Raw genomic sequence first — 23,412 nt, forward strand, 5'->3', positions numbered from 1 at the left:
TTAGCAAGGACCTGGCCCCGGCAATTCAGCACCGGGGACAGAACAATCACCGCTCTTCAGGTTTTTGGCTTTTCTGGGCAGTCGAGCCTATCTCCCCGGCGTCGGGGTTAAACCATGATAACTGACGATGCAGTTTGACCACTTGCCCGATGATGATAATGGCGGGTGCTTTTAACTGCGCTGCTTCAACCTTTTCCGCAATGTCCTGCAGGGTGCCGGTGACAACACGCTGTTGTGGCAAGGTGCCCTGCTCCACGATCCCTACTGGCATCGCACTGCTCATGCCATAGGCCTGAAGTTGTTCACAAATCACTGCCAGAGTAATCAGACCCATGTAAATCACCAGGGTCTGCTCTTCCCTGGCCAGCACCGGCCAGTCCAGGTCGGGTAAATTGTTTTTCATATGGCCGGTGACAAAACGCACCGACTGTGAATAGTCCCGATGCGTCAGTGGAATGCCAGCGTAGGCGGCACAGCCCGATGCTGCTGTGACACCAGGCACCACCTGAAACGGCAAGCCGGCAGCGGCAAGCTTATCAATCTCTTCGCCGCCGCGGCCGAAAATAAACGGATCACCACCTTTCAGGCGCAGCACCTTTTTGCCCTCACGCGTCAGACGCACCAGCAACTCATTGATCTGCTCCTGCGGCACCGGATGATGCTTGGCCTCTTTACCCACAAAGATACGTTCAGCGTCCGGCCGCACACGTTTCATGATCTCGGGTGACACCAGCCGGTCGTACAACACCACATCGGCGGCATACATCAGGCGCAAGGCTTTGAGTGTTAACAAATCCGGGTCGCCGGGGCCTGCGCCGACGAGGTAGACTTCGCCCTGCAGGCTTTGATTATCAGCGTCTGCCAGGCTGGCCTCAAACAACTGCATGGCTTCCTGCTCACGGCCTGCCAGCATCAGTTCGGGCATGGGCCCGGCTAACAGTTTTTCCCAGAATCGCGTGCGCCGAGCGAAGTCCCGGACGCCCTGTTTGACACGCTCACGCAGAGTGCCCAGCACAAAAGCCAGCCGACCGTATGCCGCTGGCAGCATAATGTCGATTTTTTCCTTGAGCTGCCGGGTCAGTACCGGAGAACTGCCACCGGTAGAAATCGCCACCACGACCGGGGAGCGATCAACAATGGCCGGCACAATGAAACTGCACAGCTCGGTCTGGTCAACGACATTAACAGGCAGTTTGCGTTCACGGGCCAGCACCGACACGCGTTTGTTAACGTCGTCATTGTCGGTGGCGGCAACGGCGAGTACCACATCATCCAGGTCGCCATCTGCAAATCCGCGTTCGTGAATTTCGCCGCCGTGTTCTTTTACCAGTTCACGAACGGCGTCACTGACCCAGGGGGCGACCACAATCAGTGTGGCACCGGTGCGCACCAGCAAGGCAGCCTTGCGACTGGCCACCTCGCCTGCTCCGACCAACAGACAGCGCTGGCCGCGCACGTTCATAAAGACCGGAAGATAATCCATGACCTGTTGTCCTGTCCTGTGTTGCTTTGCTGCAAGTCTGTGTCAGGTTGCGTTCTACAGAGTAGTGACGCCACCCATGTATGGCACCAACACGGCAGGTATGTGCACAGTACCGTCTTCCTGTTGGTAATTCTCCATGATCGCCACCAGAGTGCGACCGATGGCCAGACCGGAGCCATTCAGGGTATGCAGCAGCTCTGGTTTGCCGGTTTCCGGATTACGCCAGCGCGCCTGCATGCGGCGTGCCTGGTAATCTTCGAATGTGCTGCAGGAAGAAATTTCGCGATAACAGTCCTGTGACGGCAGCCAGACCTCAAGGTCCAGCGTGCGCGCAGCACTGGCGCCCATGTCGCCGCCACACAGTTGCATGGTGCGGTAAGGCAGCTCCAGTAATTGCAGAATGCGCTCAGCGTGGCCGGTCAGTTCTTCCAGCGCGGCATCGGAGTCCTGTGGCCGAACCATTTGTACCAGTTCCACTTTTTCAAACTGGTGCTGACGGATCATGCCGCGGGTATCGCGACCATAGCTGCCGGCTTCGCTGCGGAAACAGGGCGTATGACAAACCAGTTTCAGCGGCATTTTTTCTGCCGCGATAATCTCGTCACGTACCAGGTTGGTGACCGGTACTTCTGCGGTCGGGATCAGGTAATAATCCTGCTCTCCTTCCAGATGAAACAGATCCTCGGCAAACTTGGGCAACTGGCCGGTACCCATCAGCGAATCGCTATTGACGATATACGGCACATAGACTTCTTCGTAACCGTGCTGCTGGGTGTGCTGATCCAGCATGAACTGAATCAGCGCGCGGTGCAGGCGCGCCATGCGACCACGCATTACCACAAAGCGGCTGCCGGTCAATTTGGTGGCAGCGGCAAAGTCCATGGCCAGGCCAGTAGTGGCTTCATGCTCACCCAGCTCTACGTGATCACGCGGCTTGAAGTTCATCGCTGTTGGTGTACCCCAGCGGCGCAGCTCGACATTGTCCTTTTCGTCCTTGCCAGCCGGCACGCATTCCTGCGGCAGGTTGGGTAACTGTATCCAGGCGTCATTGAAAGCTTGCTGCACATCCGCCAGCGCGGTTTTGGCGGCATCCAGTTTGTCACCCAGGCCACTGACTTCGGCCAGCAACGGAGCCACGTCTTCGCCGGCGGCCTTGGCTTTGCCGATAGTTTTGGCCCGGGTGTTGCGCTCATTCTGCAGTTGCTCGGTTTCCTGCTGCAGGCGCTTGCGCTGCTCGTCCAGTGCCAGAAACTGACTCAGATCGACGGACACACCGCGCTTGGCCAGGGCAGCGACCAGATGATCGGGATCGGTTTTTAACAGGCGTGGATCTAGCATGGCGTTGACGTCCTTATTCGGTTTAGGTAGACAATTGCGGGCAATTTTACGCCAGCAGGCGCGCGAGTGCCATGCCAAGCCACGTTGCCAGCACACAAATCATGACGCTGGCCAGCATGTAAGCGACAGCCTGTGCCAGCCAGCCCTGCTGAATCAGCAGTACGGTATCCAGTGAGAAGGTCGAAAACGTGGTGAAGGCACCCAGAAAACCGACGATGAGCAATGCTCTCGCTTCACTGGACAGCAGCAATTTTTCGCTGATCAGTACATAGAGCACGCCAATCAGCAAAGATCCGCTGATGTTGACCAACAACGTGCCCCATGGCAGCCGGTTGCCCAACGCGCCGGCGACAAGGTTCATCAGTCCGTATCGCGACATCGCGCCAATGGCGCCACCCAGGGCGATGGCCAGGTAAGTCATCACGCCTTGCCTCCGGCATCTTTAGCCGGATAGCGTTTAACCGGACTGGCGGCGTCGCGCTGTCGCAGCCACTGCAGTTTCTCGCTGATTTTTTGTTCAAGGCCATTGTCGCCCGGATGATAATAACGCGTGTCCTTCAGTGCGTCGGGGAAGTAGTTCTCGCCGGCGGCGTAGGCACCCTCTTCGTCGTGCGCGTAGCGATACTCGGCGCCATATGCCAGATCTTTCATCAGGGCGGTAGCGGCGTTGCGCAAGTGCAGCGGTACTTCGTGCGAGGGCTGGCGGGCGACATCGGCCCTGGCGGCATTGAAGGCCATATACACCGCATTACTCTTGGGCGCACATGCCAGATAAATGACCGCATGAGCGAGCACCAGTTCACCTTCCGGGCTGCCCAGGCGGGTCAGCGCATCCCACGCCGACAGGGCCATCTGCAGGCAGCGCGGATCGGCATTGCCAATATCTTCACTGGCCATGCGCACAACCCGGCGGGCAACGTACAAAGGGTCACAGCCGCCATCCAGCATGCGTATTAACCAGTACAGCGCTGCATCCGGCGAAGAGCCACGCACCGCCTTGTGCAGGGCTGATATCTGGTCGTAGAACAGGTCGCCACCCTTGTCAAAGCGACGCGGACTGCCAAACAACACCTGCTCCAGAATGTCATCGCCGATAGCTTCACCATCGGCCACCAGATCGGCAGCAATCTCCAGCAGGTTGAGAGATTTTCGGGCGTCGCCGTCAGCGGCCGCTGCCAGGCGGTCCAGAGCGTTGGCATCAAGCTGCAACTGACGCTGCCCGAGTCCCCGGAGGGGGTCTTCACAGGCCTGCGTCAGTACTTCCATCAGTTCCGCATCAGTCAGGCTTTTCAGGACATAAACGCGTGCACGCGACAAAAGTGCATTGTTGAGTTCAAACGAGGGATTTTCGGTGGTGGCGCCGACAAATATCAGCGTGCCGTCTTCAATATGTGGCAGAAATGCATCCTGCTGGCTCTTATTGAAGCGGTGTACCTCATCCACGAACAGGATGGTGGCCTGCCCGTTGTACTGTTTGCGCTGTTTGGCGCGTTCGACGGCGGCCCGTATTTCCTTGACGCCGGACAGCACCGCGGAAATGCTTTCAAAACTGGCGTCGCTGGCGATCGCCACCATACGTGCCAATGTCGTTTTACCGGTACCCGGCGGGCCCCACAGGATCATTGAATGCGGCAGACCGCGACTGATTGCCTCCCGCAGCGGTTTACCGGGGCCCAGAATATGTGATTGCCCGATATACTCATCCAGCGAGCGCGGGCGCATGCGGGCGGCCAAGGGCTGGGACTGCAGCGGTGCCTGTTCTGCTTCCGCCGTGGCACTGGTCATGTCGTCAAAGCTGGTCTGTTTCATCAGTGTCTGGCGAACGGTTGTCGATGACATCCAGAAAGTCATCTTCAGGTGCTTCGAAAGTGAACACAGTGTCTTCGATGGGTTCATTGACCTGCCGGTTATAGAACTCCCACAGGGTGCGTTGCCCATTGGTATTAATCAGCAGGATGGATTCCAGCAGGCCGTCCACGAAATACAGCATTACGCGCTCATAAAGACTGCCCGGATCCAGCGGACGCAACACAAACTCCCAGTCATTGTCGGACACCGGCACCGCGTCGATGCTGTACTGGTCAGCGATAGCGTCGGTTTCACCGCCCAGCAGTTGCGCCGCCAGCTCTGATTCATCGGGGTTCCAGTCTTCAATGGTCAACTGCAGCAAGTCGGGCTGGTAATTCCACAAGGTGGCGCCATCGGTGACAATGAGCTCCGGGAAAGGTGCCTGGGTTTCCCAATAGAAACCGTGAGGCCGCTTGAGCATGAACAGAATGTCACTTTCTTCCAGCACGCCGCCGCTGGACTCGGTAATGAGCTGTCTGACATCGGCACGCAATGTATTCAGATCAGCAAGCAGGCCAGACAGGCGCTCGACTGCAGTCACTGTCTCTTGCGCCGCAGCACTGGCGCGCGGCGCCAGCAAGGTCGGGGTCGCCGCCAGACTGAGGCTGAGCACACAGAACAGAAGATAGGGTTTCACTGGCAGTCCTTTTCACATTGAGTTTCGGTAAGTCTAAGCGCAATCGGGTTAACCGGGGCTTAACGCGGCGGCGGTGGTGCCAGCACCTCCCGGCTGCCATTGGTGCCCATTTCCGTAACCACACCGGCCGCCTCCATGGCTTCAATCATTCGGGCGGCACGGTTATAACCGATACGCAGTTTGCGTTGCACCGCAGAAATCGACGCCTTGCGTGATTCACAGACGAAAGCGACAGCCTCATCGTAAAGCGCATCATCTTCCTCGGCGCCGTCACTGCTGCCACCACCGCCCATGTTCATATCGCGCTCTTCAACGCCCTGGGTGATTTCCTCGATATATACAGGTTCACCGCGTGACTTCCAGTCTGCCACCACCCGATGTACTTCCTCATCGCTGACAAAGGCACCATGAACACGTTTGGCGATGCCACCACCGGGCGGCAGAAACAGCATGTCACCATTGCCCAGCAACTGCTCGGCGCCGCCTTCACCCAGAATCGTGCGCGAGTCGACCTTGGACTGCACCATGAATGACAACCGCGTGGGGATATTGGCTTTGATCAGACCGGTCAGTACATCCACCGAGGGGCGCTGGGTGGCAAGAATAAGGTGAATACCGGCGGCACGCGCCTTTTGTGCGATGCGGGCGATGAGTTCCTCAACTTTTTTGCCCACCACCATCATCATGTCGGCAAGCTCATCGACCACCACAACAATGTTGGGCAACTCTTCCAGCGGAGGGGCTTCCTGATCGTCCTGCAATGCCATCGGGTCCGGGCGCCAGATGGGATCGATGATGGGCTCACCTGCCTTGATCGCGTCCTGTACCTTCTTGTTATAGCCGGCCAGGTTGCGCACACCCAATGCTGACATCAGTTTGTAACGCCGTTCCATCTCCGCAACACTCCAGCGCAAGGCGTTGGCAGCGTCCTTCATGTCCGTTACCACCGGCGTCAACAGATGCGGAATACCATCGTACACAGACAGTTCCAGCATTTTCGGATCGATCATGATCATGCGGACGTGTTCGGGTGTGGACTTGTACAACAGGCTCAGGATCATGGCGTTGATACCCACCGATTTGCCCGAGCCGGTGGTCCCTGCCACCAGCAAATGCGGCATCTTGGCCAGGTCCACAATCACCGGTTTGCCGACAATATCGTGTCCCAGCGCCATACTCAGCGCCGATTGCGCCTTGTCGAACTCAGGCGATGCCAGCACCTGGCTGAGCATGATCATTTCGCGATGTTCATTGGGGATCTCTATGCCGATAACGGTTTTGCCCGGGATGACTTCGACCACCCGGACGCTGACCACGGCCAGTGAACGCGCCAGATCCCGACCCAGGCCGGTAATGCGGCTGGCCTTGATGCCGGGCGCAGGCTGCACTTCAAAGCGGGTAATGACCGGCCCCGGGTTGACTGCGGTGACTTCGATTTCGATGCCAAAGTCCTGCAGCTTGAGCTCCAGGAGTTTGGACATGGCTTCCAGTGACTCGGTTGAGTAACCTTTATTGCCGGGGTTCTTGTGCTCGTCCAGCAGACTGACGGCAGGCAGATCACCCGGTGCGCTATCCGTGAACAACTTGGTTTGCCGCTCTTTTTCGACCCGTTGACTGCGTTGTGGAGGGGTGCTGATCACCGGCTCAATGCGCGGCGGTGTGCGCTTCTTGTCTTTCTCGATACGCACATCCAGCGCTTTTTTGCGTTTTTCCACACCCTGGCGCACTTTGGTGTCCTCTGCGCGCTTTTCCTGCCATGCGCGTAGTGCCTCGGTCGCCAGCGTGGCGCCATTCATGGTCAGATAGCCAATGCGGTCCACCACTTTCAGCCAGGAGATTTCAAAGGTGACGGTGAGACCAAACAGGAAAATGCTCAGGTACACCAGCGTGCTGCCGAACACGGCCAGAACGGGCACGCTGGCATCAGCCATGGCGGAGCCGATAAGTCCGCCGGCAGGCCAGGTGCTGTCCTCGGGAATAGAGAAATGCAGGGTCGCGAGCGTACAGGCACCGATCACCAGTAGCACAATGCCCATGGCCTTGAGCGATACCACCATCCAGGAAAATTCACGATCACGGGCGGAGTCCCGGAACAGGGTGAACACCTTGAAGCCAAGCGCCAGCGGGAAAATATAGGCGAAATAGCCGAACATGTGCAGGAGTACATCGGCCAGCCATGCGCCCATATTACCGATGGCATTTTCTACCGGATCACCGGAACCGGTGGTGGTGAAACCAGGATCCTGCGGTGAGTAGCTGAGCAGCGCCACCAACAGCACCACACCCAGCAAAAACGCGCTGATCAATGCCCCTTCACGCATGATACGTTGCGACAGGCTTCGTAGCCGGTCATCCGTTACCGCTTTTTGTTTCGACGCATTTTTCAAAATTTATCAGTCGCCTGCGTAGTTAATCTAAATCTTTTTCAAGGTAAGTGAGCGCTATCATAATGGATTTGAGCGGTCAGTCAAACAATGGCGTTCCGCATGACAGTCAATCCTGCCCGATGGTTGACCCTGAGCCGCTGGACACCTGATGTTGAGAATATCACATTGCGCCAGGCCTTGACTGTATCCCTGATCACAGCTTGATAATCAAGCACCCCGCCGCTATTGATTGTATAATGCCGCGCTTGCGTCGCCACTGAAGGCGTCTGCGCATCCATTTGTCACGTTTTACGCTTGCACGGGGAAACATCAATCTATGAGCGCACCTGCACACCATCGCCTGATAATCCTGGGGTCCGGTCCGGCCGGATACACTGCCGCTGTTTACGCCGCCCGCGCCAATCTCAATCCGGTGTTGATTACCGGGATCGTTCAGGGCGGGCAGTTGACCACCACAACAGATGTCGACAACTGGCCAGGCGATGTCGAGGGCCTGCAAGGGCCGGCGTTGATGGAGCGCATGAAAGAGCATGCCGAGCGCTTCAATACACAGGTTGTGTTTGACCACATCAACAAGGTCGAGCTGGGGCAGCGTCCCTTCATCCTGCACGGCGACAGCGGTGTGTTCAGCTGCGACGCTCTGATCATTGCCACTGGCGCGTCAGCACAGTACCTGGGCCTGCCCTCGGAATCAGCATTCATGGGCAAAGGCGTCAGTGCCTGCGCGACCTGCGACGGTTTTTTCTATCGCAACAAGCCGGTTGCGGTCATCGGTGGTGGTAACACCGCGGTGGAGGAAGCGTTGTATCTGTCCAATATCGCGTCCCAGGTGACACTGGTGCACCGCCGCGACAGCCTGCGCGCTGAAAAAATTCTGCAAGACAAGCTGTTTGCGCGCGAAAACATCACGATCGTCTGGGATCACACGCTGAGTGAAGTCAAAGGCGATGATATGGGCGTGACCGGTATTGATATCGTCGGCACCAAGGACGGCTCGACACAAAGTCTGACCGTGGACGGTGTTTTTATCGCGATCGGGCACAAGCCCAACTCGGACATCTTTGATGGCCAGCTCGACATGAAAGACGGCTACCTGAAGATTCACAGTGGCACTGACGGCAATGCGACGCAGACCAGTGTTGCCGGTGTTTTTGCAGCCGGTGATATTGCAGACCACGTCTATCGGCAGGCGATCACCTCGGCCGGCTTCGGTTGTATGGCGGCGCTTGATGCCGAGAAGTTTCTGGATCAGTAAACGTCCCTTTATCGGCATCGGCTTTACATGAAAACCATCACCTGGTTAGGTACGGACAGCCTGCACTTCCCGCCCGTTGACCAGGCCTTCGACGATCCGCCGGGGCTGCTTGCCGCCGGCGGTGATCTGCGTCCGGATCGCCTGCTGGCGGCCTATGCGCGCGGCATTTTTCCATGGTATGACGATGACAGCCCGATTTTGTGGTGGTCACCGGATCCCCGTATGGTATTGCCACCCGATGCTGTTCATGTCTCGCGCAGTCTGGCCAAGCTGATCCGACAGGATCGTTATCGTATTACCATGGATACCGCGTTTGCCGATGTCATCGGCCATTGCGCGGGCCTGCGCGCTGACCGGGAAGGCACCTGGATCACAGAGGAAATGCAGGCTGCCTATAGGGAGTTGCATCGTCTGGGACATGCCCATTCAGTTGAGGTCTGGCAGGCTGATCGGCTGGTCGGTGGTCTGTACGGTATCGCGATGGGGAAACTGTTTTTTGGTGAATCCATGTTCAGTCTGGCGGCCAGTACCTCAAAAATCGCTTTTGTGGCGCTGGCCAGGCAATTGCAGCAATGGGAGTTTGCCCTGATTGATTGCCAGATGCCCACTGATCACTTGCAAAGCCTGGGTGCGTGCGAAATGTCGCGAGCTGAATTCCAGGACGTTTTGCAACGCTGGCGTGACGATGAAACGCAACCAGGACAGTGGACATTTGACAATAACGTGCTGAAAAAACACTAATGCTTTGCCAAATTAGCGTATATCAGGCAAAATACGCGCTTATTTTTCGCAGTGAGATATTCTTTTAGATGGCTAAAGAAGACCAGATAGAGATGGAAGGCGAAGTGGTAGACACCCTTCCCAACACCATGTTCCGTGTAAAACTGGAAAACGGTCATATTGTGACCGCACACATCTCCGGCAAAATGCGTAAGAACTACATCCGTATTCTTACCGGCGACATGGTAAAAGTGGAACTGACACCATACGACCTGACCAAGGGCCGTATCACCTATCGCGCCCGCTAATTCCCCACGGTAGTGCCAGCCAGGCCGTGACTGACGCTGGTTCAGCCGACTCTCGACTGAACCGGGCATCAGCGAGTTCAGCTATCCGCTGAACTCAGCTCCTTACCTTCCGCTTTCTCCGCCTTGCTGCGAATCTCCAGCTCGACCTCGTTGTTGCGGATGGAGACCATAGCTTCACCGCCGTTGCTCAGTCGGCCAAACAGAATTTCCTCGGCCAGTGCCTTCTTCAGTTTTTCCTGAATCAGACGGCCCATGGGGCGTGCGCCCATAGCCGGACTGTAACCGTGCTCGGCAAACCACTCGCGCGCACTTTCGTCCACGTGCAATGTCACTTTCTTACTGTCGAGCTGTACCTGCAGTTCAACCAGGAACTTGTCCACCACTGTACGGATGGTTTCCACGTTAAGCGGACCGAATTGCACCACCGCATCAAGCCGGTTGCGGAATTCCGGGGTGAAGCTCTTTTTGATGACTTCCATACCGTCAGTGCTGTGATCCTGGTGCGTGAAACCAATGGACGCTCGCGACATCTCCTGCGCGCCGGCGTTGGTGGTCATGATCAGGATGACATTACGGAAATCCGCTTTACGCCCGTTGTTATCGGTCAGCGTGCCATGATCCATAACCTGAAGCAGAATATTAAACACGTCCGGATGCGCTTTTTCGATCTCATCGAGCAGCAATACACAATGCGGATGTTTATTGACCGCCTCGGTCAGCAGGCCGCCCTGATCAAAGCCGACGTAACCAGGTGGCGCCCCGATCAGGCGCGACACTGTATGACGCTCCATATATTCCGACATATCAAAGCGCAGCAGTTCAATGCCCATGATGCGGGCAAGCTGACGACTGACCTCGGTTTTACCGACACCCGTCGGCCCCGAGAACAGATAGGAACCAATGGGTTTGTCCGGGGTGTTCAGGCCGGCACGCGACAGTTTGATGGCTGTCGCCAGTGAACCGATGGCTTCATCCTGGCCAAACACGACCATTTTCAGGTTGGCTTCCAGGGTTTTCAGATTCTCCACGTCGGAGCTGGTGACATGTTGCGGCGGAATTCGGGCGATGGAGGCCACCACCTTTTCCATGTCCGTCGCCTGAATCAGTTTCTTGCGGCGGCTTTCGGGCAACAGGCGTTGCCATGCACCGGCTTCGTCAATGACATCGATGGCCTTGTCTGGCATGAACCTGTCATTGATATAACGACCTGCCAGCTCCGAGGCGGCGCGCAACGCATTATCGCTGTAACGCAATTTATGATGCTCTTCAAAGCGTGACTTCAGGCCTTTGAGAATCTTATAGGTGGTTTCGACATCAGGCTCTTCCACATCAATTTTCTGGAAACGACGCGATAAGGCGCGATCTTTCTCAAAGATACCGCGATATTCCTGATACGTGGTCGATCCGACGCAACGCAAATCGCCTGACGTGAGGATAGGTTTGAGCAGGTTGGAGGCATCCATGACACCCCCGGAAGCCGCGCCGGCACCAATGATGGTGTGAATTTCATCAATAAAAAGCACGGACTCAGGCTTCTTCTTCAGCTCAGCCAGCAAGGTCTTGAAGCGTTTTTCGAAATCACCACGGTACTTGGTGCCAGCCAGCAGCGCACCCAGGTCCAGCGAATAGATGACACTGCCTTTTAATATATCCGGCACCTGATCTTCCACGATCAGACGCGCCAGGCCCTCGATAACCGCAGTCTTGCCGACGCCGGATTCACCGACCAGCAACGGGTTGTTCTTGCGCCGACGGCACAACACCTGGATAACGCGGGTCACTTCCTTTTCGCGTCCGATCAGCGGGTCAATTTTACCCTGGCGCGCCATTTCGTTGAGGTTGGTGGCATAGGTTTCCAGCGCGCTGGCAGATCCGGCATGGTCTTCGTCGCCGTCAATACCTTCCTGCTGCTGGCCTTCCTGGGCGCCCTCTCCCGCACTGCCGTCGCCGGCCGCATGGCGGCTGATACCATGGCTGATGTAGTTCACTACATCCAGGCGCGCGATGTCCTGTTGGCCGAGCAGATACACAGCCTGACTTTCCTGTTCGCTAAAGATAGCCACCAGCACGTTGGCGCCGCTGACCTCCTGGCGACCGGAAGACTGCACATGGAATACGGCACGCTGCAGCACGCGCTGGAAGCCCAGTGTCGGTTGCGTTTCGCGCTCGGTTTCTTCGTCCGGCACCACGGGTGTAGTGCTGTCGATATAATCCACCAGATTGGCCCGCAAGCGGGCAAGATCTGCGCCGCAGTGCAACAGCACATCGACTGCCACATCATTATCGAGCAAGGCCAGTAGTAAATGCTCAACGGTCATGTATTCATGACGCCTGCCACGAGCGCTGGAAAAAGCACTGTTCAGGGTTACTTCCAAATCCCGACTTAACATCGCTTAGTTCTCCCCGGCGATACAATCAACGAACGCCTGATAATCAGCATAAGCCCAACTGAACTCACTGATCAACCTCAACGTGACACAGCAAAGGCTGATTGTTCTCTCGCGAAAAATCATTGACCTGCTGTGCTTTGGTTTCTGCGACATCCCTGCTGAATACGCCACACACGGCTTTCCCTTCGGTGTGGATCTTGAGCATGATCTGAGTGGCTTTTTCTGTCGGCATATGGAAAAACTCAACCAGAATAACCACGACAAAGTCCATGGGTGTGTAGTCATCATTGAAAATGAGGACTTTGTACAGCGGTGGTTTGGCCAGTTTGGGTTTACTGGCGGCGGTCGCCAGATCGCCTTCGCGGCCATCATCCGGCTTATTAAACTTCTCGTCGGACATAGTGTTTACTACCAATTCACGGCTAACGTGTGTGTTATATGGGGACGGTTGCAGGTTATCACAAGCCACTTTAGTGTACTGCGTGATTACAACCTGTTGCAATTAGACAAAAATGGTGAATAATACGCTTTGACAGGGACGGCAAAAACCGTTAAGGATAACACTTGGGTCAAAGAACCCGACGTGTACGACAATTAAAATAAAATTATACGTAGAACGGAGTATTACAATGGCTACGGGGCAAGTAAAGTGGTTTAACAACGCAAAGGGTTTTGGTTTCATTCTGCCGGATGACGGTGGTAGCGACCTGTTCGCACACTATTCAGCTATCGGAATGGACGGCTACAAAACACTCAAAGCGGGACAGCCCGTTGAATTCGAAACTCTGCAGGGACCCAAAGGATTGCACGCAACCAATATCAGGCCCGCTGAACAGCAACAGCAAGCCTGAGCTTCAGGGTCTAACGGCAGCATTAATGATGCTGATAGCGGCGTCAGGGGCGGCGGTAACCAGATACAGTGGTTATCGCCGTTTTGCATTCTGTCCGGGGTGTTGCAAGAGCGGCGTGCATGCAGGACGTCCAATTCAGCTATAATACGCCACATGCCGCAACTCATACTGTTCAATAAACCATTCAATGTGCTGTCGCAATTCACCGGTGCTGCGCCCGAGGAAACCCTCGCCCACTATCTGCAGGCGCCCGGGTTTTATCCGGCGGGACGACTGGACAAGGATTCCGAAGGTCTGTTGCTGCTGACCGATTGCGGCGAAACCCAGCAACGAATCAGCAACCCAAAACACAAACTTGGCAAGATCTATTGGTCCCAGGTCGAAGGTCTGGTGTCAGATGAGGCACTACAGAGGCTGCAGCAGGGGGTAAAGCTAAAGGATGGGCGCAGTCGTCCGGCAGGGGCCCAAATCTTGTCGGACCCTGAGGTTAATGCGCAAATCTGGTCGCGCATGCCACCCATCCGTGAACGCAAACTGATTCCAACATCCTGGCTGGCGCTAACCTTGTACGAAGGACGCAATCGGCAGGTTCGCAGGATGACAGCAGCCGTCGGTTGCCCGACCTTGCGCCTGATCCGTCAGAGTATCGGCGACTGGCAGCTTGGGGATCTGCAGCCGGGTGATTACCGGATCCTCACCCTGCCCCCACGCTGGTGGCAATGACATCGGCTATTCCGCGCCCTGTTTGTTTTGCCAGCGCGCCGCGGCCTCATGATCAGAGGTCCGGCTGTCGACCCAGAAATTCTGCGTCCCGGTGACCTGCTTCTTCCAGAACGGCGCCGACGTCTTGAGATAGTCCATGATGAAATGAGCCGCCTCAAACGCTGCTTCCCGGTGCGAGCTGGCTGTCGCTACCAGGACTATCTGATCCCCCGGCTGCAGTGTTCCCACGCGATGAATAATGCGACACACAGACAGCGGCCAGCGATCCGCGGCCTGTTCGGCAATGTCCTGCAAGGCCTTTTCTGTCATGCCCGGGTAGTGCTCCAGTGTCAGGCTCTGTTCTGCACTGCCGCTGTCCTGCAGCTCACGCACCAGGCCGCTGAAAATTGTTACCGCGCCGGGATTGTCTGCCTTGTCCCGGACCGAGGCATACTCCGTTGCCAGATCAAAGTCCTGCGGCTGCACATCTACACGTATCATGGTGGCCATTGTCAGCCCCCTGTCATCGGCGGGAAGAACGCAATCTCTTCATTCCCTGTCAGTGTCTGATCACGGTCAGCAACCGCCTGATTGACCGCGACAAGTATCCGGTTGCGATCTTCCAGCAACGGCCATGCGCCGCCGCGCGCGCTCAGCATGGCAATCAGGTCGGCCACGGTACTGATCTGCGCTGCCTGTTCGATGGTTTCGCTGTCGCGGCCAAGTGCTTCCCGCACACTGGCAAAATAGTGAATGCTAAGCATAATGTTTAGTCTGCCTTTCTCTGATAATCACCTGATTTTCCGCCTTTTTTCTCAAGCACGCGGATATTGCTGATGACCATGTTCTTGTCTACTGCCTTACACATATCGTATATGGTCAGTGCGGCCACCGACACCGCTGTCAGCGCTTCCATCTCAACGCCTGTCTTGCCATCAAGTGCGCAACTGGCATGGATAAGCACTCGATTGCCGGTCGTGTCCAACTCAAAATCCACGGTCACTGATGTCAGCATCAAGGGATGGCACAAAGGGATCAGGTCGGAACATTTCTTGGCCGCCTGAATACCTGCGATGCGGGCCACCGCGAGTACGTCGCCCTTTTTGTGTCCGCGGCCGGCAATCAGCGCCAGCGTGTCGGCTGCCATCGTCACCTCAGCAGCGGCAAGCGCAATGCGGGATGTCACCGCCTTGCCACCGACATCGACCATGCGGGCGTTACCCTGCGCATCCAGATGTGTTAATTCAGTCATCGTCTTCCCTGTTTACGGTTTATTAAAAACGCGGCCATTATCACCCTTATTGGTCACGAAGTGGAGGCATTTTCCGGTGTTTTCCGGTACAATCCCCGCCCTGTTGATGACCCCGCCCGGGCATCATAATGGCACCGGGTGCAAACCTCAAAACCTGTTTTGGATACGCTGAAAAGAGCCCGTATGAGTTGGTACCCCCACCAGACAGTCGCCGTTGTGGTTGAAAAACCACGCACTGACCCGACTGCAACGCCGCAATTTCTGATCGTTGAAGAAGTCAGCGACGGGCGCGTGGTGTTCAATCAGCCTGCCGGGCATCTGGAGGCTAACGAATCGCTGGCACAGGCAGCCGTCCGTGAAGCGCTGGAAGAAACCGCGTGGCACGTTGAGTTGACCGGATTTATCGGGGTTTACCAGACCGTATCAGCCGCCAATGGAATCTGTTATATCCGTAATTGTTTCGCCGCACGAGCGCTCCGCCACGAGGCTGACCGCGACCTGGATAGTGACATCATTCGCACCCACTGGTTCAGCCTGCCCGATTTACAGGCACAGCAGGCGCAGTTGCGCAGCCCTGCCGTGGTTGTGGTTATTGAAGACTATCTGCGCGGTCAGGTCTATCCGCTGAGCCTGGTCAGGGATCTGAGCGCGACATGAGCAACGCAACCAGCACACAGCACAGTGACACCCGGGTTATTGTTGGCATGTCCGGTGGCGTAGACTCGTCTGTAGCCGCCCTGCTGCTGTTGCAGCAGGGCTATCAGGTCGAAGGCCTGTTCATGAAGAACTGGGAAGAAGATGACGATACCGAATACTGCACCGCCAAAGCGGATCTTGCTGATGCCCAGGCTGTGTGTGATCGTCTGGGCATAGTGCTGCATACTGCCAATTTCGCAGCGGAGTACTGGGACGGGGTTTTTGCCCACTTTCTGGCGGAATACCAGGCCGGACGAACGCCCAACCCGGACATTCTGTGTAATCGGGAAATCAAGTTCAAAGCCTTTCTGGACTATGCTCTGGTGTTGGGGGCCGACTATATTGCCACCGGACATTACGTGCGACGCCTCCATGAAAACGGTGAAACACGATTGTTGAAGGGGCTGGATAACAACAAGGATCAAAGTTATTTCCTGTGCGCGGTGAGTGAGGATTGTCTGGCCCGCAGCCTGTTTCCGGTCGGACATCTGGAAAAACCCGACGTCCGTGCACTGGCATCGGAACACGGATTTGTTACCAGCACCAAAAAAGACAGCACCGGAATCTGTTTTATCGGCGAACGCAAATTCAAGGACTTTTTGCAGAAGTATCTGCCGGCTCAGCCCGGAGATATCGAGACAGTCGACGGTGAGATCATCGGCAAGCATCACGGACTGATGTATCATACTTACGGACAGCGTCAGGGACTTGGCATCGGTGGGCTCAGAGCGCACGATGATGCGCCCTGGTATGTCGTGGGTAAAGATCTCACACGCAATCGTCTGATTGTTGCCCAGGGCAGTGAGCACCCTGCCCTGTTCTCTTCTGCGCTGCAGGCCAGCCAGGTCGCCTGGATTAATCACCGGGCACCCGAATTGCCGCTTCGCTGCACCGCCAAGATCCGTTATCGGCAGGCCGACCAGGACTGTCTGGTCGAGCTGGAACCGGGGGCAAATGCGAAGGACGACGACGTCCGGGTAACGTTTGACAAGCCGCAACGTGCGGTGACTCCTGGCCAGGCCATTGTGTTTTACCAGGGTGAAATCTGTTTGGGAGGGGGCGTCATTGAGCAGTATTACCGCTGAATTTTCCGATTGGGAATACCGCAATATCGCGCTGGCCGCCGTCGCCCAGTGCGCGGTACTGGTTCACGAACTGGCAACCGAGGGCAGTGTCTCCCGTCATACCATGCGGGCCTGTCTGCGGCCGGTGTACCTGATGAATCCCGATTCCGTGCAACAGCTGTATCCTGATATCGCAGACCTCAATCAAGGTATCAAAACCCTGCAGCAGAGTTTTGACAGTGCGGGCCTGAAAGAAAACGCCGAAGTGGTGCGATACATGCTGGGCATGTTGGTCCTGCAACAACGACTGTCGGGCGAAAAAGCCATGCAGGCCGCAATAGGCGAGCGATTACACAGCCTGCTTCCGGACGACCCCGGCGCTGAACTGATGCCCGAAGATATGCCCATTCAGGCCCTGCATGCCGACTGTTCGGCGCTTGCCAGACTCTACCAGGATACCATCAGCAAACTGAGTTTCCGCATTCATGTCGCCGGTAATCCCGAGCATCTGCGTGACCATGTCGTTGCTGATCAGATACGCGCCCTGTTGCTGGCCGGTATCCGTTCGGCGTTTTTGTGGCACCAGTTGGGTGGTCGACGCTGGCACCTGTTTTTCTACAAGAAACGCATCCGCGAAACCCTGAGCGGCATCCGACGCAAGCTGATCAGCTAGGCCGCACAGAACTAAATCACAATCATCCAAGCAAGGAATCATCAAGGCTCATGAGCATATCAACTCTCACTGCCATATCCCCAGTCGATGGTCGCTACCGCGGCAAAACCGAGGCTCTGGCCGCCTACTTCAGCGAATATGCCCTGATTCGCTATCGCGTTATTGTCGAGATTCGCTGGTTGCAGCAACTGGCGGCACATCCGGGCATCAGCGAAGCGCCTGCCATCAGTGACGCCGGCAATGAATTGCTGGAAAGCATTATCAAGAATTTTTCCGAAACCGATGCCGCGCGTGTCAAGACGATTGAAAGTACCACCAATCATGACGTCAAGGCTGTTGAGTATTTCATCAAGGAAAAGATTGCTGACCATCCTGACCTGAAACAGCAAGTCGAATTCGTGCATTTCGCCTGCACCTCGGAAGACATCAACAACCTGTCCTATGCCTTGATGCTGCGTGATGGTCGCGACCTGGTTATGTTGCCGGTCATGCATCAGTTACTTGATCGCTTGCGCGAACTGGCCCATGACACAGCAGAGCAGCCGATGCTGTCACGTACCCATGGTCAAACCGCCTCACCCACAACTGTGGGCAAGGAGCTGGCCAATGTGGTGTACCGGATGCAACGGCAACTGTCGCAACTGGCCGACAGCCCGGTGATGGGCAAGATCAATGGCGCGGTGGGCAACTACAATGCGCATTTGTCGGCCTACCCTGATATCGACTGGCAGGCCAATGCGAAAAGTTTTGTGGAAAAACTTGGCCTCGACTGGAATCCGTACACAACCCAGATCGAGCCGCATGATTATATTGCGGAAATGTTCGCCGCCTGCTGCCGTTTCAATACCATTCTGATCGACCTGGATCGTGACATATGGGGATACATTTCCCTGGGCTATTTCAAGCAACGTACCGTCGCCGGCGAAGTGGGTTCTTCCACCATGCCGCACAAGGTCAACCCGATCGATTTTGAGAACTCCGAAGGTAATCTGGGTATTGCCAATGCCATCATGCAGCACCTGGCGGAAAAACTGCCTATCTCGCGCTGGCAGCGCGATCTTACCGACTCTACCGTCTTACGCAGCGTCGGCACCGGCTTTGCTCACAGCCTGATCGCTTATCACGCGACCCTGAAAGGGCTGAGCAAACTTAGCCTGAACCCGCAGCGGCTGCGCGACGATCTGGATAACAGTTGGGAAATACTGGCCGAGCCTATCCAGACCGTGATGCGACGATATGGTGTGGAGAAACCTTACGAAAAACTTAAAGAGCTGACCCGTGGCCAGACCATCAACGCGGAAGTGCTGAGTACGTTTATCGACAGTCTTGATATACCGGAAGCCGCACGTCGGGAGCTGCGTGCATTGCGTCCGGAAAACTATATCGGTAATGCGGTAGCGCAGGCCAAGGCGATTTAACAAAATCATTTATCCACAACCATTTTACCAAAGCTGTCTGATCAAACCTGTTTGCACTCAGACCGCATTGTGTGACACCGGGCCAACGTTACCGACAGCCCGGAGTTTTAACGAGGAACGTTCGTGATTGAATCTGTATTGCCTGCCGAATTTGACCGGCAGCTGTTTTTGCGTGATTACTGGCAAAAGAAACCATTGCTGATTCGGGCCGGAGAGCTGCCTTTTGTTGATCCCATAACGCCGGAAGAACTTGCTGGCCTGGCATGTGAACAGGAAGTGGAATCGCGACTGATCCAGGTCAATTCTGCGCAGGACTCGTGGCAGTTGCGCACCGGTCCGTTCACCGAAGCCGAATTTGAGTCCCTGCCGCAGACGCATTACAGCCTGCTGGTGCAGGCAGTTGATCACTGGACGGATGAGGTCAGCGCCCTGTTGGCGGATTTTGATTTCATTCCGTCCTGGCGTATCGATGATGTGATGGTCAGTTATGCCACCGACGGTGGCAATGTCGGGCCTCACTTTGATTACTATGACGTGTTTCTGATTCAGGGCATGGGTCAGAAACGCTGGCAAACGGGTGCCATGTGCAACAGCATGACGCCACGCCGTGATGAAAGTGGATTGCGCCTGCTGCAGGATTTTCAGGCGGAACAGGAATGGATTGTAAACCCCGGCGACATTCTCTACCTGCCGCCGGGTGTGTCACACTACGGCGTGGCAATTGGCAACAGCATGACCTATTCCGTGGGGTTTCGTGCGCCGTCGCATGCCGACATTGCCAGTGGACTGGCAGACGAAATACTCGATGATCTGACAGAAGATCAACGCTTTGTTGATGTTAAACCAGGCATACCTTTGCACCCGGGTGAAATATCTCCGGAAGTTGTCCGGCACCTGCGCGAGCTGGTTATGGGCATGATTGACCGGCCAGAGCTGATGCGGCAGTGGTTTGGCAAAACCATGACAACGCCAAAATACGCCACGGAGGATGCACCTTCCTGCTGTGAGCATGAGGATGGTCATGACCATAACCATGCCGACATTAGCGATATAATTTCATTGCGCGCAGCGCTCGACGCTGGTGCGGAAGTATTCAAGGTGCCGGGCTCCCGTTATGCCTATGCGCTGGATAGCTCGCATGCCGAGCTGTTTGTCGACGGTGAGTGTTATCACTGTAACTGGCGTCTGCTCACCTTGCTGCAGGCACTGAGCGCGCCCGGTTATACTGAAGCGCTGGACCCTGACGTGGTGGCGGCCTGTAATGCCGATGAAGAGGCAGCACAGTTATTGCTGACCTTGTACAATCGTGGCTCACTGATTATTGGCTGACGGGTGGTTTCAACGACAGCATTATGGTTTTCCGGGACTCCTGACAACATTCAACATAGGCTTTTTATGACCTGCTTTTTGCGCACACTTGCCCTGAGACTCATAACGCCGGTAGTTGGCGCCATTATGTTATCGACCGCAGTCGCCTCTGTGGCTCAGGAAGGCACCGGGGAACGGGCCGTCATCGACATCATTCAGATCATGCACCGTGACCCCGGCCAAATTCGTGAGAGTGTGCGACCCGTGCTCGACCCCCGCGGCAGCATCGGGCAAATGGATGACAAACTGATTATCGCGACAACTGCATCAAATCTGCTGCAGATACAGGACATCATTGCCGACACCGATGTGCTGCCCCGGCGCCTGGTCATAGGCGTTGATTTTGCGTATTCATCTGAACTGACTGGCACCGATGGCAATGACGCCAACGCCAGCGTCCGCGAGGGGCAACAGCAAAGCCAGGCTATTGAAGGTCAACAGCTGGTTTTTATCGCAGGCACCGATGGCACGGATGACTCGGAGGTCAGTAACCCGGCGCGCATCACTATTGCCGCAGAAATCCTGCCTGGTGACGCTGCCGGGAATCTGGCTTCCGTGAACGTGATTCTGGACAACGTCCCGGGGCTGACGGGAAGCCACATCATGCGTGTGCCGCTGGGCGTCTGGCAGCGCATCCCTGTGCCGGTACCCGAAACGTTAGATGGCACCGACAATACTGTGGAGAATGGCACAGATGTCAGTGCCGCGGCCGATGATGCGACGTCTCCCATCAACGCTGACGTGGCCGTGCGTGTCGATAGAGTCCCTTGATGGCAGAACTCCTGTTGCAGTCTTTGCCGTATCAACGCGATAGCAATGATCTGATCAGGCGTATCGGTGCCCTGCCCGATGCCGTTTGCCTGGATAGCGGCCTGGGCAATCAGCAAACAGGCCGCTACGACATTCTGACTGGCTTGCCTTCGCGCCAGTTGCGTATGCGCGCAACGTCCCGGCGCCCGGTTCTGGAGCAGCGTCAGGACGGGCAAAGGTCATGGCAGGTCATGCCAGCGTCTTCGTGCATCTTTGCCGAAGCAGAGTCGCTGTTGCAACAGGACCGACCTGACAGCAAAACGATGGCGCAGCTTTCACAGCTGCCCTTTTGTGGTGGTGTCATTGCCTGTTTCGGTTATGACGCAGCGTCACCGCAGGCAACGCAACATGATTCCGGCGCGCTGCACGATATCCTGATGCAGGTGCCTGTTGCCGTGTGCGGTCTCTATCAATGGGCGATTGTTGTCGATCATCAAAGCATGACAACATCATTGTTTATACTGCCTGAGTGCCCTGACGTGATTCGTCAGCAAGTGCTGCAGGACGTTGTCCCCCCGCTCCTGCATTGCACAGACGCCGAGTCAGACGCCGCAGCAAGGAGCAGTGATTTCGATCTGCACAGATCATTTCAGGCGCAACTGTCCCGCTCTCAATACGAAGCTGCTTTCGACCGGCTGAAATCCTACATCGTCGCCGGTGACTGCTACCAGGCCAATCTTGCAATTCCTTTCGTCGGGGCTTTCAGTGGCGACCCTTTGCAAGCCTATCTGACCCTGCGGCAACACAGCCACAGTCCGTTTTCCGCCTTTATGAATACCGGTGATACGCAAATCCTCAGTTTATCTCCCGAACGCTTTGTGTCCGTTCAGGATCGTCAGGTCACCACCCAGCCTATCAAGGGTACGCGCAAACGCTCACCAGACCCGGTCATCGACAGACAACTCAGTGACGAGCTGCTGGCCAGTGAAAAAGACCGGGCCGAAAATCTGATGATTGTTGATCTGTTGCGCAATGATCTGGGCACTGTCTGTGAAACCGGTTCCGTGCAAACCCGGGAATTATTCAAATTGCACAGCTTCAGTCAGGTGCATCACCTGATCAGCACTATCACCGGTACATTGCCTTTACATGTCAGTCCATTGGCATTGCTGAAGCGCTGTTTTCCAGGTGGCTCTATCACCGGGGCGCCGAAAATCAGAGCCATGCAGATCATTGCCGAACTTGAGCCGCTGCCGCGTGCCGTCTACTGCGGCAGTGTCGCCTATTGCGACTATCGCGGCAAAATGGACAGCAATATCTGCATACGGACGTTGTTATGCCGGCAAGGTCATATATTTTGCTGGGGCGGGGGTGGCATTGTGGCTGATTCGGAGGTGTCGCGCGAATACCAGGAGGCCCATGACAAGGTGTCTACTCTGATGGATCTGGTATCCGCGCGCCCGTAATTACAAACTTAAAGTCCGTACGCTGGCCTTGAGAAACTCCTGTTTCAGCTCCTCGTATTCATGTACCGCCGGAAACTGGGGAAATTCCCGGATCACATTGTCCGGTGCCCGGAACAAAATGCCGGCCTCTGCCTCAGACAACATGGTGGTATCGTTGTAGGAGTCTCCGGCCGCGATAACACGGTATTTAAGACTGTGAAAAGCTTTCACTGACTCGCGCTTGGGGTCTTTCTGGCGCAGGTGGTAGTTCACAATCATGCCGCTTTCGTCAGACTCCAGGCGATGGCAGAACAGCGTTGGGAAACCCAGTTGGCGCATCAGGGGCTGGGCAAATTCGTAGTAGGTATCGGACAATATTACAACCTGGAATCGCTCACGTAACCAGTCCACAAATTCGCGGGCTCCGGGCATCGGCGCCATGCCAGCGATTACCTCCTGAATATCCGGCAAGCCCAGTTTGTGCTCGCGCAGAATTCGTAAGCGTTGCTGCATCAATACATCATAGTCCGGGATATCACGCGTGGTAGCCCGCAGTTCATCAATACCTGTGCGCTCCGCGAAATCAATCCAGATTTCCGGAATCAACACACCCTCAAGATCAAGACAGGCGATCTCCACGCAAAATACCTCTCGTCAGTTCATGTCAGTTCAGTTGTCAGACAACGGCGTTGTCATCGCAAGGCGGCAATTTTATAGTTACGCCGCCAGACATACCAGCACCCTGAAGGCAGTTGCCTGACAAAAACGTGCAAGCAACCTTATTGCACCCTACAATACCGCCTGAGTCCGGCACCATGAACCACAAT

Annotated in this window: 24 protein-coding genes; 12 read left to right on the plus strand and 12 right to left on the minus strand. The window is 55.9% G+C overall.

Annotated elements, in window-relative coordinates; genetic code table 11:
* Window positions 1–46: 46 nt before the first annotated feature.
* From cysG to ENH71_RS12180, 6 genes are read right to left on the minus strand one after another with little or no spacing between them, the layout of a single operon-like run.
* Window positions 47–1,483 (minus strand): siroheme synthase CysG, encoded by a 1,437-nt coding sequence (gene cysG / locus ENH71_RS12155; protein WP_294129865.1) that lies wholly within the window; start codon window positions 1,481–1,483, stop codon window positions 47–49.
* A gap of 54 nt (window positions 1,484–1,537) precedes the next feature.
* The gene (gene serS / locus ENH71_RS12160; RefSeq protein ID WP_294129863.1) at window positions 1,538–2,821 is read right to left on the minus strand and encodes a serine--tRNA ligase; all 1,284 of its coding nucleotides are present in this window, start codon (window positions 2,819–2,821) and stop codon (window positions 1,538–1,540) included.
* A gap of 46 nt (window positions 2,822–2,867) precedes the next feature.
* A complete protein-coding gene (gene crcB, locus ENH71_RS12165; protein WP_317622337.1) occupies window positions 2,868–3,242 on the minus strand; it encodes a fluoride efflux transporter CrcB in 375 nt (124 codons plus the stop codon).
* The gene (locus tag ENH71_RS12170; RefSeq protein ID WP_294130202.1) at window positions 3,242–4,606 is read right to left on the minus strand and encodes a replication-associated recombination protein A; all 1,365 of its coding nucleotides are present in this window, start codon (window positions 4,604–4,606) and stop codon (window positions 3,242–3,244) included. Before ENH71_RS12170 ends, crcB begins: the two co-directional genes overlap by 1 nt.
* A gap of 4 nt (window positions 4,607–4,610) precedes the next feature.
* On the minus strand, window positions 4,611–5,306 hold the full coding sequence (lolA, locus tag ENH71_RS12175; protein ID WP_294129859.1) for an outer membrane lipoprotein periplasmic chaperone LolA: 696 nt from the start codon (window positions 5,304–5,306) through the stop codon (window positions 4,611–4,613).
* Between the two features lie 59 nt (window positions 5,307–5,365).
* Window positions 5,366–7,693 carry a DNA translocase FtsK gene (locus ENH71_RS12180; protein ID WP_414704918.1) on the minus strand — a complete coding sequence of 776 codons (2,328 nt, stop codon included), beginning with the start codon at window positions 7,691–7,693 and terminating at the stop codon, window positions 5,366–5,368.
* 316 nt (window positions 7,694–8,009) lie between these two features.
* Between ENH71_RS12180 and trxB the strand changes: the two genes are divergently transcribed.
* The 3 genes from trxB to infA all read left to right on the plus strand — a co-directional run bounded on the left by trxB (window position 8,010) and on the right by infA (window position 9,976).
* Window positions 8,010–8,948, plus strand: coding sequence for a thioredoxin-disulfide reductase (gene trxB, locus ENH71_RS12185; RefSeq protein WP_294129858.1), 939 nt, complete (start codon window positions 8,010–8,012; stop codon window positions 8,946–8,948).
* A gap of 27 nt (window positions 8,949–8,975) precedes the next feature.
* On the plus strand, window positions 8,976–9,689 hold the full coding sequence (aat, locus tag ENH71_RS12190; protein WP_294129856.1) for a leucyl/phenylalanyl-tRNA--protein transferase: 714 nt from the start codon (window positions 8,976–8,978) through the stop codon (window positions 9,687–9,689).
* 68 nt (window positions 9,690–9,757) lie between these two features.
* Entirely contained in the window at window positions 9,758–9,976 is a 219-nt protein-coding gene (gene infA / locus ENH71_RS12195) for a translation initiation factor IF-1 (protein ID WP_058021674.1), read from the plus strand.
* Between the two features lie 77 nt (window positions 9,977–10,053).
* Here infA and clpA read toward each other — a convergent pair whose 3' ends face one another.
* Both clpA and clpS read right to left on the minus strand, forming a co-directional pair.
* On the minus strand, window positions 10,054–12,366 hold the full coding sequence (gene clpA / locus ENH71_RS12200) for an ATP-dependent Clp protease ATP-binding subunit ClpA (protein ID WP_294129851.1): 2,313 nt from the start codon (window positions 12,364–12,366) through the stop codon (window positions 10,054–10,056).
* 64 nt (window positions 12,367–12,430) lie between these two features.
* On the minus strand, window positions 12,431–12,766 hold the full coding sequence (gene clpS, locus ENH71_RS12205) for an ATP-dependent Clp protease adapter ClpS (protein WP_294129849.1): 336 nt from the start codon (window positions 12,764–12,766) through the stop codon (window positions 12,431–12,433).
* 229 nt (window positions 12,767–12,995) lie between these two features.
* Here clpS and cspD point away from each other — a divergent pair, with 229 nt between their 5' ends.
* Window positions 12,996–13,217, plus strand: coding sequence for a cold shock domain-containing protein CspD (gene cspD / locus ENH71_RS12210; protein WP_294129848.1), 222 nt, complete (start codon window positions 12,996–12,998; stop codon window positions 13,215–13,217).
* A 153-nt stretch (window positions 13,218–13,370) separates the two neighbouring features.
* Window positions 13,371–13,940, plus strand: a complete 570-nt coding sequence (locus ENH71_RS12215) for a pseudouridine synthase (RefSeq protein ID WP_294129846.1) — start codon at window positions 13,371–13,373, stop codon at window positions 13,938–13,940.
* A 6-nt stretch (window positions 13,941–13,946) separates the two neighbouring features.
* On the opposite strand, the gene moaE is transcribed toward ENH71_RS12215, so the two are convergent.
* From moaE to moaC, 3 genes are read right to left on the minus strand one after another with little or no spacing between them, the layout of a single operon-like run.
* Complete coding sequence (moaE, locus tag ENH71_RS12220) at window positions 13,947–14,429, minus strand: molybdopterin synthase catalytic subunit MoaE (protein WP_294129844.1); 483 nt, start codon at window positions 14,427–14,429, stop codon at window positions 13,947–13,949.
* A gap of 2 nt (window positions 14,430–14,431) precedes the next feature.
* Window positions 14,432–14,683, minus strand: a complete 252-nt coding sequence (gene moaD / locus ENH71_RS12225; protein WP_294129842.1) for a molybdopterin converting factor subunit 1 — start codon at window positions 14,681–14,683, stop codon at window positions 14,432–14,434.
* Window positions 14,684–14,688: 5 nt separating this feature from the next.
* On the minus strand, window positions 14,689–15,171 hold the full coding sequence (moaC, locus tag ENH71_RS12230; protein ID WP_294129840.1) for a cyclic pyranopterin monophosphate synthase MoaC: 483 nt from the start codon (window positions 15,169–15,171) through the stop codon (window positions 14,689–14,691).
* 183 nt (window positions 15,172–15,354) lie between these two features.
* Here moaC and ENH71_RS12235 point away from each other — a divergent pair, with 183 nt between their 5' ends.
* From ENH71_RS12235 to pabB, 7 genes are all read left to right on the plus strand, one after another.
* The gene (locus ENH71_RS12235) at window positions 15,355–15,828 is read left to right on the plus strand and encodes an NUDIX hydrolase (protein ID WP_294129837.1); all 474 of its coding nucleotides are present in this window, start codon (window positions 15,355–15,357) and stop codon (window positions 15,826–15,828) included.
* On the plus strand, window positions 15,825–16,952 hold the full coding sequence (gene mnmA / locus ENH71_RS12240; protein ID WP_294129834.1) for a tRNA 2-thiouridine(34) synthase MnmA: 1,128 nt from the start codon (window positions 15,825–15,827) through the stop codon (window positions 16,950–16,952). The genes ENH71_RS12235 and mnmA overlap by 4 nt, the downstream gene beginning before the upstream one ends.
* Complete coding sequence (gene hflD / locus ENH71_RS12245; RefSeq protein ID WP_294129832.1) at window positions 16,933–17,604, plus strand: high frequency lysogenization protein HflD; 672 nt, start codon at window positions 16,933–16,935, stop codon at window positions 17,602–17,604. Before mnmA ends, hflD begins: the two co-directional genes overlap by 20 nt.
* Window positions 17,605–17,654: 50 nt before the next feature.
* The gene (gene purB, locus ENH71_RS12250) at window positions 17,655–19,022 is read left to right on the plus strand and encodes an adenylosuccinate lyase (protein ID WP_294129830.1); all 1,368 of its coding nucleotides are present in this window, start codon (window positions 17,655–17,657) and stop codon (window positions 19,020–19,022) included.
* A gap of 123 nt (window positions 19,023–19,145) precedes the next feature.
* Window positions 19,146–20,351 (plus strand): cupin domain-containing protein, encoded by a 1,206-nt coding sequence (locus ENH71_RS12255; RefSeq protein ID WP_294129828.1) that lies wholly within the window; start codon window positions 19,146–19,148, stop codon window positions 20,349–20,351.
* Window positions 20,352–20,477: 126 nt separating this feature from the next.
* Window positions 20,478–21,161 (plus strand): hypothetical protein, encoded by a 684-nt coding sequence (locus ENH71_RS12260; RefSeq protein WP_294129827.1) that lies wholly within the window; start codon window positions 20,478–20,480, stop codon window positions 21,159–21,161.
* Window positions 21,161–22,606 (plus strand): aminodeoxychorismate synthase component I, encoded by a 1,446-nt coding sequence (gene pabB, locus ENH71_RS12265; protein WP_294129826.1) that lies wholly within the window; start codon window positions 21,161–21,163, stop codon window positions 22,604–22,606. The genes ENH71_RS12260 and pabB overlap by 1 nt, the downstream gene beginning before the upstream one ends.
* Here pabB and thrH read toward each other — a convergent pair whose 3' ends face one another.
* Entirely contained in the window at window positions 22,607–23,224 is a 618-nt protein-coding gene (thrH, locus tag ENH71_RS12270; RefSeq protein ID WP_294129824.1) for a bifunctional phosphoserine phosphatase/homoserine phosphotransferase ThrH, read from the minus strand.
* Window positions 23,225–23,412 lie beyond the last annotated feature (188 nt).

This window comes from Pseudohongiella sp. (genome assembly GCF_011050365.1).
Classification (GTDB): Bacteria; Pseudomonadota; Gammaproteobacteria; order Pseudomonadales; family Pseudohongiellaceae; genus Pseudohongiella.

Coding starts and splice junctions, on each gene's coding strand:
- cysG (WP_294129865.1), bottom strand. CDS start 1,483: ATGGATTATCTTCCGGTCTTTATGAACGTGCGCGGCCAGCGCTGTCTG.
- serS (WP_294129863.1), bottom strand. CDS start 2,821: ATGCTAGATCCACGCCTGTTAAAAACCGATCCCGATCATCTGGTCGCT.
- crcB (WP_317622337.1), bottom strand. CDS start 3,242: ATGACTTACCTGGCCATCGCCCTGGGTGGCGCCATTGGCGCGATGTCG.
- ENH71_RS12170 (WP_294130202.1), bottom strand. CDS start 4,606: ATGACCAGTGCCACGGCGGAAGCAGAACAGGCACCGCTGCAGTCCCAG.
- trxB (WP_294129858.1), top strand. CDS start 8,010: ATGAGCGCACCTGCACACCATCGCCTGATAATCCTGGGGTCCGGTCCG.
- aat (WP_294129856.1), top strand. CDS start 8,976: ATGAAAACCATCACCTGGTTAGGTACGGACAGCCTGCACTTCCCGCCC.
- infA (WP_058021674.1), top strand. CDS start 9,758: ATGGCTAAAGAAGACCAGATAGAGATGGAAGGCGAAGTGGTAGACACC.
- clpA (WP_294129851.1), bottom strand. CDS start 12,366: ATGTTAAGTCGGGATTTGGAAGTAACCCTGAACAGTGCTTTTTCCAGC.
- clpS (WP_294129849.1), bottom strand. CDS start 12,766: ATGTCCGACGAGAAGTTTAATAAGCCGGATGATGGCCGCGAAGGCGAT.
- cspD (WP_294129848.1), top strand. CDS start 12,996: ATGGCTACGGGGCAAGTAAAGTGGTTTAACAACGCAAAGGGTTTTGGT.
- ENH71_RS12215 (WP_294129846.1), top strand. CDS start 13,371: ATGCCGCAACTCATACTGTTCAATAAACCATTCAATGTGCTGTCGCAA.
- moaE (WP_294129844.1), bottom strand. CDS start 14,429: ATGGCCACCATGATACGTGTAGATGTGCAGCCGCAGGACTTTGATCTG.
- moaD (WP_294129842.1), bottom strand. CDS start 14,683: ATGCTTAGCATTCACTATTTTGCCAGTGTGCGGGAAGCACTTGGCCGC.
- moaC (WP_294129840.1), bottom strand. CDS start 15,171: ATGACTGAATTAACACATCTGGATGCGCAGGGTAACGCCCGCATGGTC.
- ENH71_RS12235 (WP_294129837.1), top strand. CDS start 15,355: ATGAGTTGGTACCCCCACCAGACAGTCGCCGTTGTGGTTGAAAAACCA.
- mnmA (WP_294129834.1), top strand. CDS start 15,825: ATGAGCAACGCAACCAGCACACAGCACAGTGACACCCGGGTTATTGTT.
- purB (WP_294129830.1), top strand. CDS start 17,655: ATGAGCATATCAACTCTCACTGCCATATCCCCAGTCGATGGTCGCTAC.
- ENH71_RS12260 (WP_294129827.1), top strand. CDS start 20,478: ATGTTATCGACCGCAGTCGCCTCTGTGGCTCAGGAAGGCACCGGGGAA.
- pabB (WP_294129826.1), top strand. CDS start 21,161: ATGGCAGAACTCCTGTTGCAGTCTTTGCCGTATCAACGCGATAGCAAT.